The sequence below is a fragment of the Enterococcus sp. AZ163 genome, assembly GCF_050498925.1.
Lineage (GTDB): Bacteria > Bacillota > Bacilli > Lactobacillales > Enterococcaceae > Enterococcus_A > Enterococcus_A ferrettii.
Genome location: NZ_JBIPAO010000001.1, coordinates 3,509,691 through 3,526,087, shown reverse-complemented (window position 1 = coordinate 3,526,087; position 16,397 = coordinate 3,509,691). Strand labels below are relative to the sequence as shown.

The window sequence follows — 16,397 nt, the reverse complement described above, 5'->3', positions numbered from 1 at the left end:
AAAAATGTAGGGATAAAGGTGAATGAATATTCACTGCTTGGAGGGGAAACAATGGAGAAAAGATGGTTAAGTAAATGGCCCATTTTGCTGCTGGGATTATTGATTGTTTTGACCGGTAGTATCAAAGGATACGCGGAGGAGGATGATTCACTGCAAAGAGTGTTGGATCGGGGAACACTCATTGTTGGAACATCTGCGGATAATCCGCCAAAAGAGTTTATTCGCATGAACAATGGTAAAGAAGAAATCGTGGGTTTTGATATTGATGTCGCGAAGGAAATTGCGAAGGAATTAGGGGTTGAGCTGGAAATAACCAACATGAAGTTTGATGGTCTGATTCCTAGTATTCAAACCAATGAGTTTGATATGGCATTGGCTGGTTTCAATCCGACACCTGAAAGAAGAGAAATTGTTGGTTTCTCTAATCCTTATCATACTTTACCCTTTGTTATTTTGACGACCAAGGATAAAGCCGAGGTCTTCACTTCTGTAGATTCCTTAACGGGCAAAGAAGTGGCTGCTCAAAAGGGGTCTACTCAGGAAACCATTCTCAACGACTATTTAGGAAATGCACAGCCTGTCGCGTTAGGCAAGCTGCCAGAGGTTATTGCGGAAATTAATGCTGGAACAGTGGATGCTGGTGTAGTCGGTTGGTTAACGGCCCAGAATTATTTAGACGTTTATCCCAACCTAACGATTGCGGATGTTGAGATTGAGGTTCCTGAAGAAAAGACAGCTCAGGTAATTGCTTTCCCTAAAGAAAGCACGGCATTAATTGAACGAGTGAACGAAATCATCGCTGATATGGAAGAAAAAGGAATGATGGAGGACCTCTTAGACAAAAATATTGAACTGGCGAAGGCTGGTGATAGTCAAGATAGCCAAAGTATGTTGAAGACGTATGGTCCGCTGTTCCTGAAAGGTGCCCTAACAACAATTGGTGTAGCTGTAGTTTGTGTGCTTTTCGGCACCTTGCTGGGAATTTTGATTGCTTTGTTGAGAATTTCTTCCAATAAGCTGTTGAAAGCACTAGCCACCTTTTACATCCAGGTGCTTCGGGGAACGCCAGCCTTGCTCCAAGTATTCATTTTCTATTTTGGCCTTTCCATGATTATTTCTATTCCCTCGGTTCATGTGTGGGGTGTGAATTTAGCCCGTTTAATTCCGGGATGTATTGCGCTGTCGATTAATTCCAGTGCTTATGTAGCTGAAATTATCCGCTCGGGGATTAACGCAGTCGATAAAGGACAAAGCGAAGCCGGTTATTCATTAGGATTAAACAAGTGGATGACCATGAGAGAAATTATTTTGCCTCAAGCCATTCGCAATATTCTGCCGGCGTTAGGCAACGAGTTCATTTCTATGATTAAAGAAACGTCCTTATTGTCAGTGATTGCGGTTTCTGAATTGATGTTTGTGGCGGATACAGTAAAGGCTGCGACCTATCGCACGATGGAATCGCTCTTTATTGCAGCGATTATCTATTTCTGCATGACCTGTGTGGTTTCATTGCTGGTGGCTCGTTTTGAGAAAAAGCTGGCTCGTTCATCTAAAAGCTAGGGGGAGAAAACATGTCTGAATTGATTCAAGTAAATGAGCTGCATAAAGCCTTTGGCGATAATCAGGTGCTGAACGGTATTACAACCAATGTAAAAAGAGGCGAGGTCGTAGTAGTTATTGGCCCTTCCGGCTCAGGGAAAAGTACATTTTTACGCTGCTTGAACCTGCTGGAAATGCCTACCAGCGGACAAATTATTTTTGAGGGGACCGATCTAACCGATCCCAAAACGGAAATTTTTCAGGTAAGAGAAAAAATGGGTATGGTTTTCCAATCCTTCAATCTCTTTCCTCACAAAACAGTCATGGAAAATCTGTGCCTGGCGCCTGTAAAATTGAATCGTAAAAATGCTCAGCAGGCCAAAGAAAAGGCAGAAGCTTTACTGAAGCAGGTAGGACTTTCTGATAAAGCAGAGGCTTACCCAAGCTCATTATCAGGTGGTCAGCAGCAGCGGATTGCGATTGCTCGAGCATTAGCCATGGAGCCGGATGTTATGTTGTTTGATGAACCAACCTCTGCTCTTGATCCTGAGATGGTAGGGGAAGTATTAACAGTGATGAAGGATTTAGCCCAAGAGGGAATGACCATGATTATTGTCACTCATGAGATGGGTTTTGCTAAAGAGGTAGGAGACCGGGTTCTATTTATGGACGAAGGAAAAATTGTTGAGGAAGCAGCACCCGTTGATTTGTTTGACCACCCACAGCATGCCCGGACCATTGACTTTTTAAGCAAAGTATTGCACTAGAAGAATTAGGAGGAAACAAATTATGTATATTAAGCCTTTCGGTGTTGAACGCTGGCTTTCAAATTATGAATTCAATGTCGATTACAACTTAACCAGCACATCCATCATTCCATTTTCGCTGGATGAGTTGTTAGAAGTAACCGGTGAAAATCCAGAAGAAGTGAAAGAGGCGATTTTTTCTTTGCGCTTAAGCTATGGCGCAATTGAAGGAAATCCTGATTATTTAGCAGGGGTAGCCAGCCTATACGATTCACTTGGTCCAGACCAAGTTATTTCTACTCATGGAGGAGTGGGAGCATCTCACTTAACCATGATGACCTTGATTGAGCCCGGGGATCACGTTGTAGCGATCCTGCCAGCCTACCAGCAAATCTATTCTGTTCCCGAATCGATCGGAGCTAAGGTGGATTATTTGTTTATGGAAAAGGATGATCGCTTTGTCATTGATTTAGACAAGCTGGATGCCTTAGTAACGCCAAAAACTAAAGCGATTTGTTTTAACAATCCCAACAATCCAACTGGACAAGTCGTCAGTGACGAAATCGTACGGGCTATGACAGAGATTGCGCGTAAAAACGATGCTTATCTAATTTGTGATGAAGCGTATCGCGGATTGGCTCACGAAGCCGGCTTTGGTTTATCGGTAGCTGACAGTTATGAAAAGGGAGTCAGTTTAGGAAGCATGTCAAAGGCGTTTGCCATGGCAGGTTTGCGTTTAGGCTGGATTGCGACACAGGATGAATGGCTGATTAAAGCAGTCGAAATACAGCGGGATTACACCATGATCAGCTGTGGCGGGATTGATGAATACATTGCCGGTTTGGCATTGAAAAATAAAGAGGTTGTTTGCGAAAGGAACTTAAGCATTGTTCGTCATCGAGTTGCCCTGTTTAATGACTGGGTAAAAAATGAACCGAAGCTTGATTGTGTCCTGCCACAAGGAGGCACAGTTTGTCTCCCTTATTACCAAAGCAGCTTATCCTCTGAAGATTTTTGCCGTAAAGCGATCGAAACGGAGAGTGTGCTGCTGATGCCAGGCTCTGTTTTCGAATTGGAGAACTGTTTCCGCATGGGCTGTGCCCGCGAGCCAGAGGAGAAATTCCTAGCTGGACTAGAACGGGTTTCCAGCTTTTTGAAAAAGATTAATTAAGGAGAAAACCATGACACAAATACGAGTATTAAACCAAGCAATGGTAAAAGAAGTCTTGTCATTAAAAGAAACGATTCAAACCGTGGAAGAGGTTTATCGCGGAAAGGCTAGAGAAACAAGTACACTTTGGCCGATGATCTTTTATGAGTTTGAACCTGGAAAAGCAGATATGGATATCAAATCTGGTTATATGAAGGAATTAGGAATTTATGGACTAAAATTGGTTTCTTGGTATGGCAGTAATCCACAGCAGCAATTACCTGCACTGTTTGGAACGACACTGCTGTTTGATGATCAAACCGGCGCACCGTTGGGAATTGTGGATGCGGAATATATTACCGGTATGCGGACGGGTGCGGCAGCAGCTATTGGCAGCAAATATTTAGCTCGTCAAGATTCCGAAACCTTATTAATGGTAGGAACGGGGCATCAAGCGTTATTTCAGCTGTTGAGTCATTTACTCGTGATTCCCGGTCTAAAGCAACTGTTGATTTACGATCCTTTAGCAAAGGAAAATGCCGATTCCTTCGTGGCAGGCTGTAAGGAGCAGTTGCTCCATTTATTGGATCAACCGAAAATCAAAGAAGACCAAGTCGAGCTGCGAGAGAAAATTGCACAGCTGCAGATTCATGCGGTAGAGGAAATAGCAAATGCTGTAGGAGCAGCTGATATTATCGTAACAGCAACCCCCTCTAAGCAGCCGATGATTCAAGCTGAGTGGGTGAAGCCGGGCACACACTTTAGCTGTGTTGGTGCCGATATGAGCGGCAAGCAGGAAATAGATGGCGCTATTTTCCAGCAAGCACGTCTCTTTGTGGATGATCGAAAGCAAGCGATAGCCGTTGGAGAAACCGAGCAGCCGATTAAACAAGGATTAATTGATGAAACAGCGATTCAAGGAGAAATTGGTGAAGTTATTCTTGGATGGGTAGGTGGTCGTATCTCTGAAGCAGACATCACCATTTATGACACTACCGGAATTGCTCTACAGGATTTGGCAGTAACTAAACAGGTGCTTGATACAGCAGAGAAAAATGAAGTAGGTCAAGTAGTAGATCTATAGAGAGCAGCTCAGGGAAACCAATAGTCAGCATCGACGCTGATTCGTTGGTTTTCCTGAGTTTTTTAGCGGCCTGCCGATTCTTTCCTTGTCTAAAGCTGCTTGCCTATGCTAGAATAACCCTACTTTAACTATAGAAAGGTTCGTAGACTTGTGGAATCAATATATTTAGATCATGCAGCGACCAGTCCAATGCATCCTGAAGTCATTGCAGTGATGGCTGATGTTATGCAAAATTATTATGGCAATCCTTCGAGCATCCATCATCTGGGCCGCTCCGCTTCTTACAAATTAGAAGAAGCCCGAGAAGTGATCGCCAAAAGCCTAGATGTGAAGCCTCACGAGATTATCTTCAACAGTGGTGGAACTGAAGGGGATAATACCGCGATTTTAGAAACGGCATTTTCTCGTCAGACCCAGGGAAAGCATTTAATTACGACGCGGATCGAGCACCCTGCTGTTTTAAATACCATGCGTTATCTGGAAGATAAAGGCTTTGAGGTGACTTATTTAACAGTTGATCAAAAAGGCCGTATTTCACTGGATGAGCTGCAAGCTGCTCTGCGAACCGACACGATCTTAGTTTCTATTATGTACGGGAATAATGAAATCGGTAATCTGCTGCCGGTAAAAGAAATTGGAGAGCTGCTAAAAGAGCACCCCGCTTATTTTCATACAGATGCTGTTCAGGCTTATGGCAATCAAACGATTCGCCCCCATGAATGGGGCATTGATTTATTAAGCACCTCTGCTCATAAGGTCAACGGACCCCGAGGAGTAGGCTTCTTATACAAAAACGACGATATCCGCTTGCCCTCTTTATTGCATGGTGGTGAGCAGGAGGAGAAACGCCGGGCTGGAACAGAAAATCTGGCTGGCATTTGCGGCTTTGCCAAAGCAATCGAATTATTAACTTTAGAGGAACGAGACAACCGAGCACAAGCCTATCTCCAGTTTACTAAGACGATTTTACAGAGCCTAGATGAAGCGGGGATTGACTATGAGGTGAATGGCGAATTAGAGAACAAACTGCCCCATATTCTGAATTTACGATTTAACGGAATTGCCAGTGACTTACTGCTCATGAAATTGGATTTAAAAGGGATTGCTATCTCTACAGGTTCAGCATGTACTGCCGGCAACGTAGATCCTTCTCATGTGTTGGAAGAAATGTATGGAAAAAATGCGTCTGAGGTAAAAGAATCCGTACGGGTAAGCTTTGGCTACGGCAACACAGAGGCTGAGATACAGCGCTTCATCCAGGAACTGATTGCAGCAATTCAACAACTAAGAAAGTAGATTGAATTACGCGCCTGTTCCCTCTATAATAATAGGTAACGAAAAAAGAAGAGGTGAGCGCATGGCTTTTGCAAAAATAGCCACAGTAGAAGGTGCGAAAGTAAATTACAGCTTGGCACCAACTGCTAAAAAATACACATTACGAGACAATGGATTCACAGAAACAACTTCGGGCAATTTTCAATTAATTCGTCCGCTAGACGCAACTCCCCAAAGTAAAGAAGGCTTCAAATTAAAAATTACTGTCGCAAAGGATCTGCAACAGGTCAAAATGTCAATCACAACGGCTAATGGTCTAAAATCTGTGAATATTTTCAAAGATGACACCCATGTTCTATTACAGGAAAAGTTTTACTTTTTAATGGAGGGCATGATTGACCGAGGACTTTTTGTAAAAGTTAATAACTAATGAAGAAAACAATTTCCGTCTAAATTTTTGACGGAAATTGTTTTTATTTGTTCTTTAAAAGGTTCAATTGGAAAAGAATATGGTACACTAAAGACAGTTATCTTTAATTGAAAAGAAGGTGAAGCATTGAGGCGGAAAATACAGACAATGATGCATCACAAAATTATTTCTGAATTTCGACACCTAACAGGTCTAACCATCGCAGTAGATGATTGTGCCTACCTGGCAAGAAAGTTTCAGTCATTTGGAATAGAGGATTACATCATTGCCTATTATGAGGGGAACAGTTATTTTACTCGATACATACAGTACTACGTAGAGATGCTTCCTTGTTGGGAGTACAAAAAGGATTATTTAATACCATTGATTTTTCGTGAAATGCCGGATACCCATAAGATGTTTCAGGAGCCCTACCGCTGGGAAGCTTTTTTCAAGTTGTTGGATTGGTACCTAACCTACCAGCCTGAAAAAGTTCTGATCAACTGTCAAAACAAACAAGGCAAGAGACAAGTCGTGGATACTGCTTTTTTAGTTTTTCGTTTATGGGAAATTTGTGATGGGGCAGCCTTTCCGATTGGTAATTTAAATAACCTATCGGAATTTCAACATTGGGATCATATCTTCCATTTAATCGATACCGGAAAATCATTTCGCAGAACCAAAAATTTTAACCCTGAAAAAATTGAAGATTTAACCCAGCTTGAAGTAATTATTGGAATTATAAAAATGCGTTACCAAGCTATTTTGGAAAGACAAGGTTACCAGCTGAAATAGCTTGTGACCTTTTTTGCTCTTTTTAGCGTATACTAAATGTGAGGCGGAGAAAAAATGATTATTGAATTGGGACAAAAACGGGTACCAGCCATTGGTTTGGGGACTTGGCACATGGGTGATGAAATTGGAAAGCGCCAACAGGAAATCAAAGCACTGCGATCAGGAATTGATGCTGGAGCACGAGTAATTGATACGGCAGAAATGTATGGTGATGGCCGATCCGAACGTTTAGTGGGGGAGGCAATTGCTCCATACGATCGGACCAGCTTGTATTTAATTTCTAAGTTTTATCCTTGGCATGCTGATAAAGACAATCTACAGCATTCTTTGGAGCAAAGTCTTTCACGTTTGAAGACTGATTATTTGGATCTGTATTTGCTGCACTGGCCGGGCAATGTACCTTTGGAAGAAACAGTTACTGAATTGGAACGTTTGAAGAATGCCGGCTGGATTCGCCAATGGGGAGTATCCAACTTTGATACTAGTGATATGCGGGCTTTGTACAGTATTCCTAAAGGAAAAGGCTGTCTAACAAATCAAGTACTTTACAATTTAGCAAGTCGAGGAATAGAATATGATTTATTGCCTTGGATGAGAGAACATCAGTTACCATTGATTGCTTATTCACCGATTGCTCAAGGCGATACGCTGGGAGCACGTCTACAGGATAATCCAGTCCTGCAGGAAATTGCTGCGACTCATCAGGCGTCCATTTTTCAAATCTTACTGGCGTGGGTAATTCGGGATGGCAAAACACTGGCGATTCCTCAATCGGGGAAAGCACAGCACGTACTGGCCAATCTTCAAGCGCTAGACATTCGGTTAACTGCGTTGGACTATGAACGGTTAACCCGTGAATTTCCAAAGCCGGAAAAGAAACAACCATTAGACATATTGTAGGTGAGTGAAATGAAATTTTTTATCGGTGATACCCATTTTTTTCATGAGAATCTGTTAGGGGACAATGACTTCGCCCCTCGTTTATTTGATACGGTGGAAGAGATGAATCAACAGCTGGTTGCAAGCTGGAATGCTGTGGTAAAAGAAAAGGATACCGTTTATCACGTAGGAGATGTAGCGATGCATCCAAACTACGAAAAAGGCAATCAGGAAATTTTGGATCAGCTTTTGCAGCTGAAGGGGAAGATTGTTTTTATTAAAGGTAATCATGATTCTCGGGCTTTTTTCAATTTTTTAGCTGCCAACGATCCCATGATGTTAGATGGGACACCTAAGTTTGCGTTTCATGATGTTGGAGCGATTGTAAAGTTTAATCACCATCAGTATTATTTGACCCATTATCCAATGCTTTTAGGCACCACCTTGAACATTCGCAATCTGCATGGGCACATTCATCATTATAGTATTCCAATTGCAGAAGACATTAACGTGGGTGTCGATGCACCGGAGCGGGATTTATTACCAGACAAGCTGCCTTTTGGTACACCACTTTCTGAGCATATGATCGATAATATCGCAGAAGCCAAGGCTAGAGAAGTAGCTAAATTAACTTAAAAAAATTGGGCAGCCGAATCAGCTTGCCCAATTTTTTTACTTCAACTCTTGTTTAATTTCCTGATAAGCTTTTCTAGTTTTTGCGGGTGATTTATTCGTATAGTAGTAGTTTTTAGCTGCTGTCTGTATCAAAAGAATAGGATGGGAATGGTGGTCAATGAAAAGATTGGCCGCCTTTCCATCAAGTTTAAAACTCCCCATAGCATAGTGATCGGTCGCAAAGCCATTCGTTCTTAACCCCCGCTTAGGAAGCTCCTCAACCAAATCAACTTGCTGAATCTTAGTCAAGGGAATCGCGCGTTTACTCACAAAAGGTCCCTCCAGAGTAACATTCTTGTCATTGACCGTATAAGTAAAAGGATCAGGATGATTGTCCAATATATACAACGGAACCACAGAGATAAACAGGGCGATCAACAGGACTACACCACCAAGAGCCATCGTAATTTTTGCTCCCGTTTTCGCCAAATTAACTGAAAGATTCAAGCCGATCCGATCCGGAACCATAAACCGACTGTCTTCAGGATTATAATAGACACCGTAACGCCAATAGTAGTCATCTCCTTGATAACGAAAATCACTGCTCTGATCCAGCAAAGCATCTTGTTTCCTTCTTAAAGTCAATAACCAAGCAACAGTAAAGATAACCAAAAACACTAACATGGCAAACTCGATTGCGGTCAAAAGAATAAACTGATTTTTCCAGCTATTCAAAGAAAGCAACGGAAAATAAATCAGTGGAGGAAAGAAAATTCCCATTCCGACCATTAAAAAGGACCAGTAGTATTTAGTTAAGTTGTTGTATTGACGATTGATCTCTTGGTCGTTAGTTAAAGCCCTAACCGGCAAACGACTCACCAAATACCAGCCCCCTATCAGCGAAAATTCAATTAGAAGAACAGTTGCAATAAGCAGCAGGTTACCCATCGTCGCGTAAGCGAAATAAAACAAGAGCAAACTTAATCCTCCAGCCAGAACGAACCACATAACAGAAACCATTTTTTCATTCTTTTCTCGCACCAGCTTGGTATTAATTTGCACCGAGGCTATTGCCAGCTGCCAGTGATTCTCTTCAATAATACGACGCATTTTGCGAATGTAGCGAATCTGCAAATAGTAACCACAGCCAATAGAAAGCATCAGCAATAGAAAGAACAGCAGCATGAATAAGTAATCCTTCATTGGCAGTAATAGAATGGCTTCAATGACACTTAAAAAGAAAGCAATCTGAAACTGGCGTTTACGGTACTGTTTCGCTAACGTTACAACCTGTGGATCATCTAATTTGTCTACTGGCAAAGTATTCTCAATAATCACATGATTATGCGGCTTAGCAGCCAAAGATAAGGTAAGGGCCATAATAAAATTACAAAAAACTAGAATGCCCCACATGAATAGGTTCATTTTTCTCTTCCTTTCCGAAAGCTGGTTAGTATTTCATCAATTTTCTGTTTGATTTCGGTCTCACTGGAACCTGAAAGAGCCAGTTCAGCCAATAACAGAGTGAGGGCCGCTTCTTTTTCTTCTTTTTTATCGACGGGCATTGGCGCTACTAAAGTCCCCTTACGCCGATCGGTAATTAGATAGCCTTCTTCCTTTAGCTGCTGGTAGCCTTTGGAAACTGTCATGGCGTTAATCCCCAGCTCGTCAGCTATCTGTCGCACAGTCGGCAGCTGCTCGAGGGGCTTTAAGTCACCTTTGGCAATGCCGATAATGATTTGTTTGCGCAGCTGAAGGTAAATGGGCTCATCCGAATGCGCATCTATTTCTAAAATCATAGCACTCGCCTCCTTTGTATTATGTATATTAATACAACTAATACAAAAATGCAACTGCTCGTGAATTTGTTCAAAATGGGATAGTTTAACGAAAAATTAAAATTTTGACGTTTTTGCACCCTAAACGGTTTAATTTATCGTATAATACGTGTTACTGAAAAGTTGCGACCTTCAAATCGTAGAGTTTTCGGAATCTAGATTGAAATGATGGTGATACTGTGTCGAACAGCAACACAAGAGTCGTCGTGGGAATGAGCGGCGGCGTAGACTCGTCAGTTACAGCTCTTTTATTGAAAGAGCAGGGCTATGACGTTGTAGGAATTTTTATGAAGAATTGGGACGACACCGATGAGAATGGGGTGTGTACCGCAACCGAGGATTATAAGGATGTAGCGAAAGTTGCTGCCCAAATTGGAATCCCTTATTACTCAGTCAATTTTGAAAAGGAATATTGGGACCGTGTTTTTGAATATTTCTTAGCAGAATACCGGGCTGGTCGAACCCCTAATCCAGATGTGATGTGCAACAAGGAAATCAAATTCAAGGCTTTCTTGGATTATGCGATGGATCTTGGTGCAGAGTATGTAGCCACTGGTCATTATGCGCAAGTAAAAACTGACGAAAACGGCGTCGTGCATATGCTGCGTGGTATCGATAATAATAAGGATCAAACTTATTTCTTGAGTCAGCTTTCACAAGAACAATTGTCAAAGACCATGTTTCCACTAGGCGGCATGGAGAAGTCAGAAGTACGGGCAATTGCAGAACGTGCCAACTTGGCAACGGCGAAGAAGAAAGATTCTACCGGAGTTTGTTTCATTGGTGAAAAGAACTTCAAGCAATTTTTAAGCAATTATTTACCTGCCAAAAAAGGCAACATGGTTACTTTGGATGGGGAAATTAAAGGGCAACACGATGGGCTGATGTACTATACAATTGGTCAACGTCAGGGCCTAGGCATCGGTGGCGGTGGCAAAACACAAGAACCATGGTTTGTTATCGGGAAAGACTTAAGTACGAACACTTTGTATGTTGGCCAAGGATTCCATCACGAAGCCTTGTATGCAACCAGCTTGGATGCCAGTGAAATTCACTTTACCACTAATGAAGACAAGCCTAAGGAATTCCGCGCAACGGCTAAGTTCCGTTACCGACAAACAGATGTACCGGTCACGGTTTATTTGGAAGAGGGCAATCGTGCGAGAGTCGTTTTTGACGAACCTGTAAGGGCGATTACACCCGGACAAGCAGTCGTTTTCTATGACGGGATGGAATGCTTAGGCGGCGGTTTGATTGACCATGCATATAAAGAAACCAAAGTATTGCAATACGTATAAAAATTTCATTCTTTCATCGAAACGAAGCAGACAAACAGGAACTGCCAACTTTCAAAAGGATGTTTTGCCAGACGATCTTCAACGGATCGTCTGGCGATTTTTTTATCCTTTTACCTATAGCAAAAATTTATTGTTCATGGTTTCTCAATGTGATAAGTTTAGATGAGGAATAAATGAAAATATGCTATAATTAACATTAGAATAGGAGTGGTAAAAATGGCAGAATTTGATTTGTTTGTGGTTGCTGTGTGTGGGATATGTGCTGTGATTACGGAGTACAGTGGATTGCTGTTTTATCGCGAACGGGAATTTGCTTATCTGATGCTGGGATTGTGCAGCGGACTGGTATCCTATACCATTTATTCGTATCATTTTGCAGGAAATAAAGCCTTGGTTTATACATATCTCTATATCGCTTTTTGGTTGGTTAGCGGAATATTTTTAACAAGGAAGGCTCGACGGTCTAAGCTGAAGGATGCTTAGTTGACCGTGACTGTGCAAGGATTAATTATGTTTCTTTTGATTTTGTGATAAAATGATTAAAAGGAGTGAGACCAGTGAGTTTAGCGAATTTATACGTAGTACTTATGTGTGGAATCTGTGCCATTATCACCGGTTATAGTGTTTTAATGATGAAGCGCGATTTTAAGCTGAGATTTGTAGGGATTGCCTGCTTAAGCGGGATGTTGTCCATGGTATTGTATACCTATCATTTTGAAGCTCAGGAGCCCTTTTTTATTTTGTGCCTTTATTATGGCTGTTGGTTGTTTAGTGCCTTCTATTTTGCCAAAAAAATGAAAGCGTAAAACAAGAGTATTGTCCTATTTGTGGACAATGCTCTTATTTTTTTTGGAGTGATAGGTTTCTATTTCGGCAATTTCTTTAGTATTGCGATGAACAGAAAGATAATTGATTAATACTAGCAAAGAAGTGGATAAGAAAACTCCTCGGTAACCAAAAATAGAAGAAACACTCGAACCGATCATTGGGCCCACCACGTTACCAGCAGCCTGGAAAGATTGGTTGTAGCTGAAAATTCGTCCAGCTGCATTTTGTGGCGAATACTTGGTGATCAAGGTTTGAACAGCTGGCAGCAGACATGCATCAGAAATTCCAACTAAAAAGCGCAAAAACGCTAATTGCCAGACATTTTGAACAATGGCCATTGGAAGGTATACTACAATAGCAAACAACAAGCCGATTCCTAAAATTTTCTCACTGCCAATTCGATCGCCCAGCCGTCCCAAGCGAGGAGCAGCAATCAAGGTAGCAATTCCTGGAATCGAGGCGATAACGCCACTAACGAAGGTAACATTGCCGTGATTGTGCATCAATTGACGAATATACAAACTAATAATCGGGCTGATAGAATTATTGGAGGCTTGAATGATCATTGTAGTAAGAAACATACCTAGAATTAGATGAGGATATTTCAATTCGCGAATCATTTGCCTAGCAGGAATCATGTCCTTCTTTTCGACCGGTGTAAATTCTTCGTGGACCAAAAACATGCTCAACAGAAAGACTAAAAAGAGAATGCCGCTGGTGATAAAGAAGGTATAACGATAGCCAAAAATAGATGCAGTCGTTCCGCCGACCAACGGGCCCAAAAGAGTCCCCGTGACGGATCCCGTTGCTAAAGTTCCTAAAACCTGTCCGCTTTTCTCTCTTGGCGTTCCAGTTGCAACTAAGGCTGTAGCATTGCTGATGTAACCGGAGAAAATACCTTGCAGAAGCCGTAAGCCAATCAGCTGATAAACGTTGGTAACCAAGCCCATCAGGCCGATAACCACGGCCATACCCAAGGAAGCACGCAGCAGCATCAGCTTTCTTCCTTTTTGGTCAGCCAGTCGGCCCCACAAAGGTGAAACAATCGCAGTAACTAGGAAGGTAGAGGAAAAGGTGACACCGCTCCAAAGATTTAATTCTTGGCTGGTGTAATGGCCCAGAGTATCAATATACAGAGACATAAAAGGCATGACTAAACTAAAGCCGATTCCTGCCATAAAAGTCCCAAACCACAGCACGATTAAATTTTTCTGCCAGGTCGGACGAGTTGGGAAAAGCTTTTTTTTAAGTTGTTCTGACAAAACACTCCGCCTTCTTTCATTCATACTCAAACGGTTATATTATAATCCTGAAAAATAAAATATCAAATACCTCAGTACTGTGATAAAGTAGAATTAAGAAAAACGCAAAGTTAATCTGCTAAACTAAAGAAAAATAATACCAGTAAACAGAACACTTGAAAAATTTAAATTTCATGCTTATGATGACAGTGGAAGGAAGGGATGGGAATGTACCAAGTTATTATCATGTATGGCGACAATGAGCCATGGTGGTTTTTTGAAGATTGGAAAAAAGACATCACTGAAGAAAAACAATTTGACAGCTTTGAACAAGCAGAAGAATATTTTGAAGAGCGCTTTAGCGGTCTATCTCAAGATTTTACATATCATCAAGCGAAGAAAAATTATTTAAGTGCATTTTGGAACGATGAGGATGAGCGTTGGTGTGAAGAATGCGACGATTATCTTCAACAATACTGGGGTTTAGCACTTTTAATGGATGATCAACCGATCTCAGTTGAAAGCAGAAAGGAAACCTATGAAACAACTAATACTAGCGGAAAAGCCAAGTGTTGCAAAAGATTTAAGCAAGGTGCTTAACGCCAATCAAAAACACAAGAATTACTTTGAAGGACCCAATGTGATTGTAACATGGGCCCTTGGTCATTTATTAAGCTTAAAAATGCCAGAAGATTTAAACAAGGAATGGCAAAGCTGGCAGATGGAAAGCCTGCCGATTATTCCCAAAAATATCGGTATTAAGCCATTACCAAAAACTAGAGCTCAGCTAAAAACAATTCAACAGCTGGCCAAACGCAGCGATATCTCCGAGGCGGTCATTGCGACTGATGCTGGAAGAGAAGGAGAGCTGGTGGCTCGCTGGATTTTAGAGTACGTAAAATTCAATAAACCAGTGAAGCGGCTTTGGATTTCATCCCAAACACCAAAAGCAATTAAGGATGGCTTTAGTAAATTGAAGCCAGCCAAAGAGTACGACAACCTTTATTACTCCGCGCTAGCTAGAGCGAAGGCTGACTGGCTGGTAGGATTAAATGTTACGCGGGCCTTGACGGTTAAATATGAAGATAGTTTGTCTGCTGGCCGAGTTCAAACACCTACCTTGTCTCAAGTTCGTCAGCAAGAAAAGAAAATTGAAAAGTTCCGACCACAAAATTATTTTGTGATCTCGCTGCAGGTAGAAGGACAAAAAGCAAAGCTGAATCAAAAAAATCCTTACGGCATAACCGAGCGGGAAAAAGCTGAAGCCTTAGTGAAAGAACTAAGTCAGCAAAAAGGAACGGTTACCGAAATTTCAGACAAAGAAAAAGTCGAACCGGCACCGTTGCCGTATGATTTAACGGAAATTCAGCGAGAAGCCAATGCCCGTTATCAGTTCTCAGCGAAAAAAACATTGTCTTTAGTGCAAAGCTTATATGAAATTCACAAAATTGTAACGTATCCTAGAACAGATAGTAAATATTTGACGAGTGATATGAAGGCAACGATGAAGGAACGGCTACAGGCTGTTAGTGATTTTGCGCCTGAAGTGAAGACGTACCTAAAAAATGGCGGACAGGTCAAACAACAGCGGGTCTTCCAAGACAGTAAAGTAACCGACCACCATGCGTTAATTCCGACAGAACAACGCCCGCGTTATGAAAAGCTATCAAATGACGAGCAACGTATCTACTCTATGATCGTTACCCGCTTTTTAGGCTTGTTTGCGGATGCTCATAAGGAAAGTCAGCAAAAAGTAACTATTACTTTCGGCAAGGAAACCTTTACCTTCCGTCAAAGCAAAGTCTTAATGGCTGGTTGGAAGAAATCTGAGGAAGACAAACCAGCGATTCAATGGAAGAAAGAACAGCGGATTGTTCCAGATTTTACTATTGAAAAGGCGTTAACTTCGCCGCCAAAACCACTGAACGAAGGAACACTGCTGGCATTAATGGAGAAGCACAGTCTAGGAACACCAGCAACCCGAGCAGAAATCATCGAAAAGCTGATCAAGTCAGAATTGATGGAGCGTACACCAAGCGGTCTGCAGGTCTCACCAAAGGGCAAACAATTGTTAGAGCTGGTAAACCCATCATTAGTAACACCTGAATTGACTGAAAAATGGGAAAGACAGCTGGAAGCAATTGCTAAAGGCAGCTATTCCAGCAAGCAGTTCTTAAAAGAAATCGAAGATGACACGAAGAAGCTGGTTCAAGAAGTCAAACAAAGTGAACAGAAATACCAAGATTTCTCAATTACCCAAAAGAAATGTCCTGAGTGCGGCTCTCTGTTGAGAGAGAAAAATACTCGCGATGGCAAGATTTATATTTGTACCAATGCAGAATGCAACTATCGCCGCCGCAAAGAACCAAAAGTTTCCAACCATCGTTGTCCGCAATGCCACCGTAAAATGGAGATCATTGATGGTAAGAAAGGTTCATACTTCCGTTGCAAGTATGACGGGACCACTGAGAAGATGCTGGATAAAAAAGAACGCAGCAAGAAGATGACAAAACATGAAGAACGCCGTCTTCTGAAGCAGGTGAATCAAGAAGCTGAGCCACAAGAAAGTGCTTTGGCACAGGCCTTGAAGGCAGCTATGGAACAAAAATAATCAAGAGCGGAGCAGACAGAGATGTTTGCTCTTTTTTATTTTAAAATAATTTTGTAATCGATTTCTATATTTTGGTCAACCTCTGGTTA

The 16,397-nt window shown here is 41.7% G+C and carries 17 protein-coding genes; 14 read left to right on the top strand and 3 right to left on the bottom strand.

Going from position 1 to position 16,397, the window contains the following annotated elements:
• Window positions 1–51 precede the first annotated feature (51 nt).
• The 9 genes from IGI46_RS16950 to IGI46_RS16910 all read left to right on the top strand — a co-directional run bounded on the left by IGI46_RS16950 (window position 52) and on the right by IGI46_RS16910 (window position 8,513).
• Entirely contained in the window at window positions 52–1,560 is a 1,509-nt protein-coding gene (locus IGI46_RS16950) for an ABC transporter substrate-binding protein/permease (protein ID WP_429973863.1), read from the top strand.
• An 11-nt stretch (window positions 1,561–1,571) separates the two neighbouring features.
• Window positions 1,572–2,306, top strand: coding sequence for an amino acid ABC transporter ATP-binding protein (locus IGI46_RS16945; RefSeq protein ID WP_429973862.1), 735 nt, complete (start codon window positions 1,572–1,574; stop codon window positions 2,304–2,306).
• A 22-nt stretch (window positions 2,307–2,328) separates the two neighbouring features.
• Complete coding sequence (locus IGI46_RS16940; RefSeq protein ID WP_429973861.1) at window positions 2,329–3,456, top strand: aminotransferase class I/II-fold pyridoxal phosphate-dependent enzyme; 1,128 nt, start codon at window positions 2,329–2,331, stop codon at window positions 3,454–3,456.
• 10 nt (window positions 3,457–3,466) lie between these two features.
• Complete coding sequence (locus IGI46_RS16935) at window positions 3,467–4,519, top strand: ornithine cyclodeaminase family protein (protein WP_429973860.1); 1,053 nt, start codon at window positions 3,467–3,469, stop codon at window positions 4,517–4,519.
• 150 nt (window positions 4,520–4,669) lie between these two features.
• A complete protein-coding gene (locus tag IGI46_RS16930) occupies window positions 4,670–5,815 on the top strand; it encodes a cysteine desulfurase family protein (RefSeq protein ID WP_429964125.1) in 1,146 nt (381 codons plus the stop codon).
• Between the two features lie 61 nt (window positions 5,816–5,876).
• On the top strand, window positions 5,877–6,224 hold the full coding sequence (locus tag IGI46_RS16925; RefSeq protein ID WP_429964124.1) for a DUF1831 domain-containing protein: 348 nt from the start codon (window positions 5,877–5,879) through the stop codon (window positions 6,222–6,224).
• Between the two features lie 147 nt (window positions 6,225–6,371).
• On the top strand, window positions 6,372–6,998 hold the full coding sequence (locus tag IGI46_RS16920) for a hypothetical protein (protein ID WP_242704267.1): 627 nt from the start codon (window positions 6,372–6,374) through the stop codon (window positions 6,996–6,998).
• 54 nt (window positions 6,999–7,052) lie between these two features.
• Window positions 7,053–7,898 carry an aldo/keto reductase gene (locus tag IGI46_RS16915; RefSeq protein ID WP_429973859.1) on the top strand — a complete coding sequence of 282 codons (846 nt, stop codon included), beginning with the start codon at window positions 7,053–7,055 and terminating at the stop codon, window positions 7,896–7,898.
• 9 nt (window positions 7,899–7,907) lie between these two features.
• Window positions 7,908–8,513: a metallophosphoesterase gene (locus IGI46_RS16910; RefSeq protein ID WP_207701111.1), complete on the top strand. Its 606-nt coding sequence runs from the start codon at window positions 7,908–7,910 to the stop codon at window positions 8,511–8,513.
• A 36-nt stretch (window positions 8,514–8,549) separates the two neighbouring features.
• On the opposite strand, the gene IGI46_RS16905 is transcribed toward IGI46_RS16910, so the two are convergent.
• Window positions 8,550–9,917, bottom strand: a complete 1,368-nt coding sequence (locus IGI46_RS16905) for a PH domain-containing protein (protein ID WP_429973858.1) — start codon at window positions 9,915–9,917, stop codon at window positions 8,550–8,552.
• A complete protein-coding gene (locus tag IGI46_RS16900) occupies window positions 9,914–10,291 on the bottom strand; it encodes a GntR family transcriptional regulator (protein WP_429973857.1) in 378 nt (125 codons plus the stop codon). The genes IGI46_RS16905 and IGI46_RS16900 overlap by 4 nt, the downstream gene beginning before the upstream one ends.
• 218 nt (window positions 10,292–10,509) lie before the next feature.
• Between IGI46_RS16900 and mnmA the strand changes: the two genes are divergently transcribed.
• From mnmA to IGI46_RS16885, 3 genes are all read left to right on the top strand, one after another.
• On the top strand, window positions 10,510–11,628 hold the full coding sequence (gene mnmA, locus IGI46_RS16895) for a tRNA 2-thiouridine(34) synthase MnmA (RefSeq protein ID WP_207701114.1): 1,119 nt from the start codon (window positions 10,510–10,512) through the stop codon (window positions 11,626–11,628).
• 216 nt (window positions 11,629–11,844) lie between these two features.
• Entirely contained in the window at window positions 11,845–12,111 is a 267-nt protein-coding gene (locus IGI46_RS16890; protein WP_429964119.1) for a hypothetical protein, read from the top strand.
• A 74-nt stretch (window positions 12,112–12,185) separates the two neighbouring features.
• A complete protein-coding gene (locus IGI46_RS16885) occupies window positions 12,186–12,434 on the top strand; it encodes a hypothetical protein (protein ID WP_429964118.1) in 249 nt (82 codons plus the stop codon).
• Between the two features lie 15 nt (window positions 12,435–12,449).
• Here IGI46_RS16885 and IGI46_RS16880 read toward each other — a convergent pair whose 3' ends face one another.
• A complete protein-coding gene (locus IGI46_RS16880; protein ID WP_429964988.1) occupies window positions 12,450–13,742 on the bottom strand; it encodes a multidrug efflux MFS transporter in 1,293 nt (430 codons plus the stop codon).
• 183 nt (window positions 13,743–13,925) lie between these two features.
• Between IGI46_RS16880 and IGI46_RS16875 the strand changes: the two genes are divergently transcribed.
• Both IGI46_RS16875 and IGI46_RS16870 read left to right on the top strand, forming a co-directional pair.
• Window positions 13,926–14,297, top strand: coding sequence for a DUF1033 family protein (locus tag IGI46_RS16875; RefSeq protein WP_429964117.1), 372 nt, complete (start codon window positions 13,926–13,928; stop codon window positions 14,295–14,297).
• On the top strand, window positions 14,236–16,308 hold the full coding sequence (locus IGI46_RS16870) for a DNA topoisomerase III (protein ID WP_429964116.1): 2,073 nt from the start codon (window positions 14,236–14,238) through the stop codon (window positions 16,306–16,308). The genes IGI46_RS16875 and IGI46_RS16870 overlap by 62 nt, the downstream gene beginning before the upstream one ends.
• Window positions 16,309–16,397 lie beyond the last annotated feature (89 nt).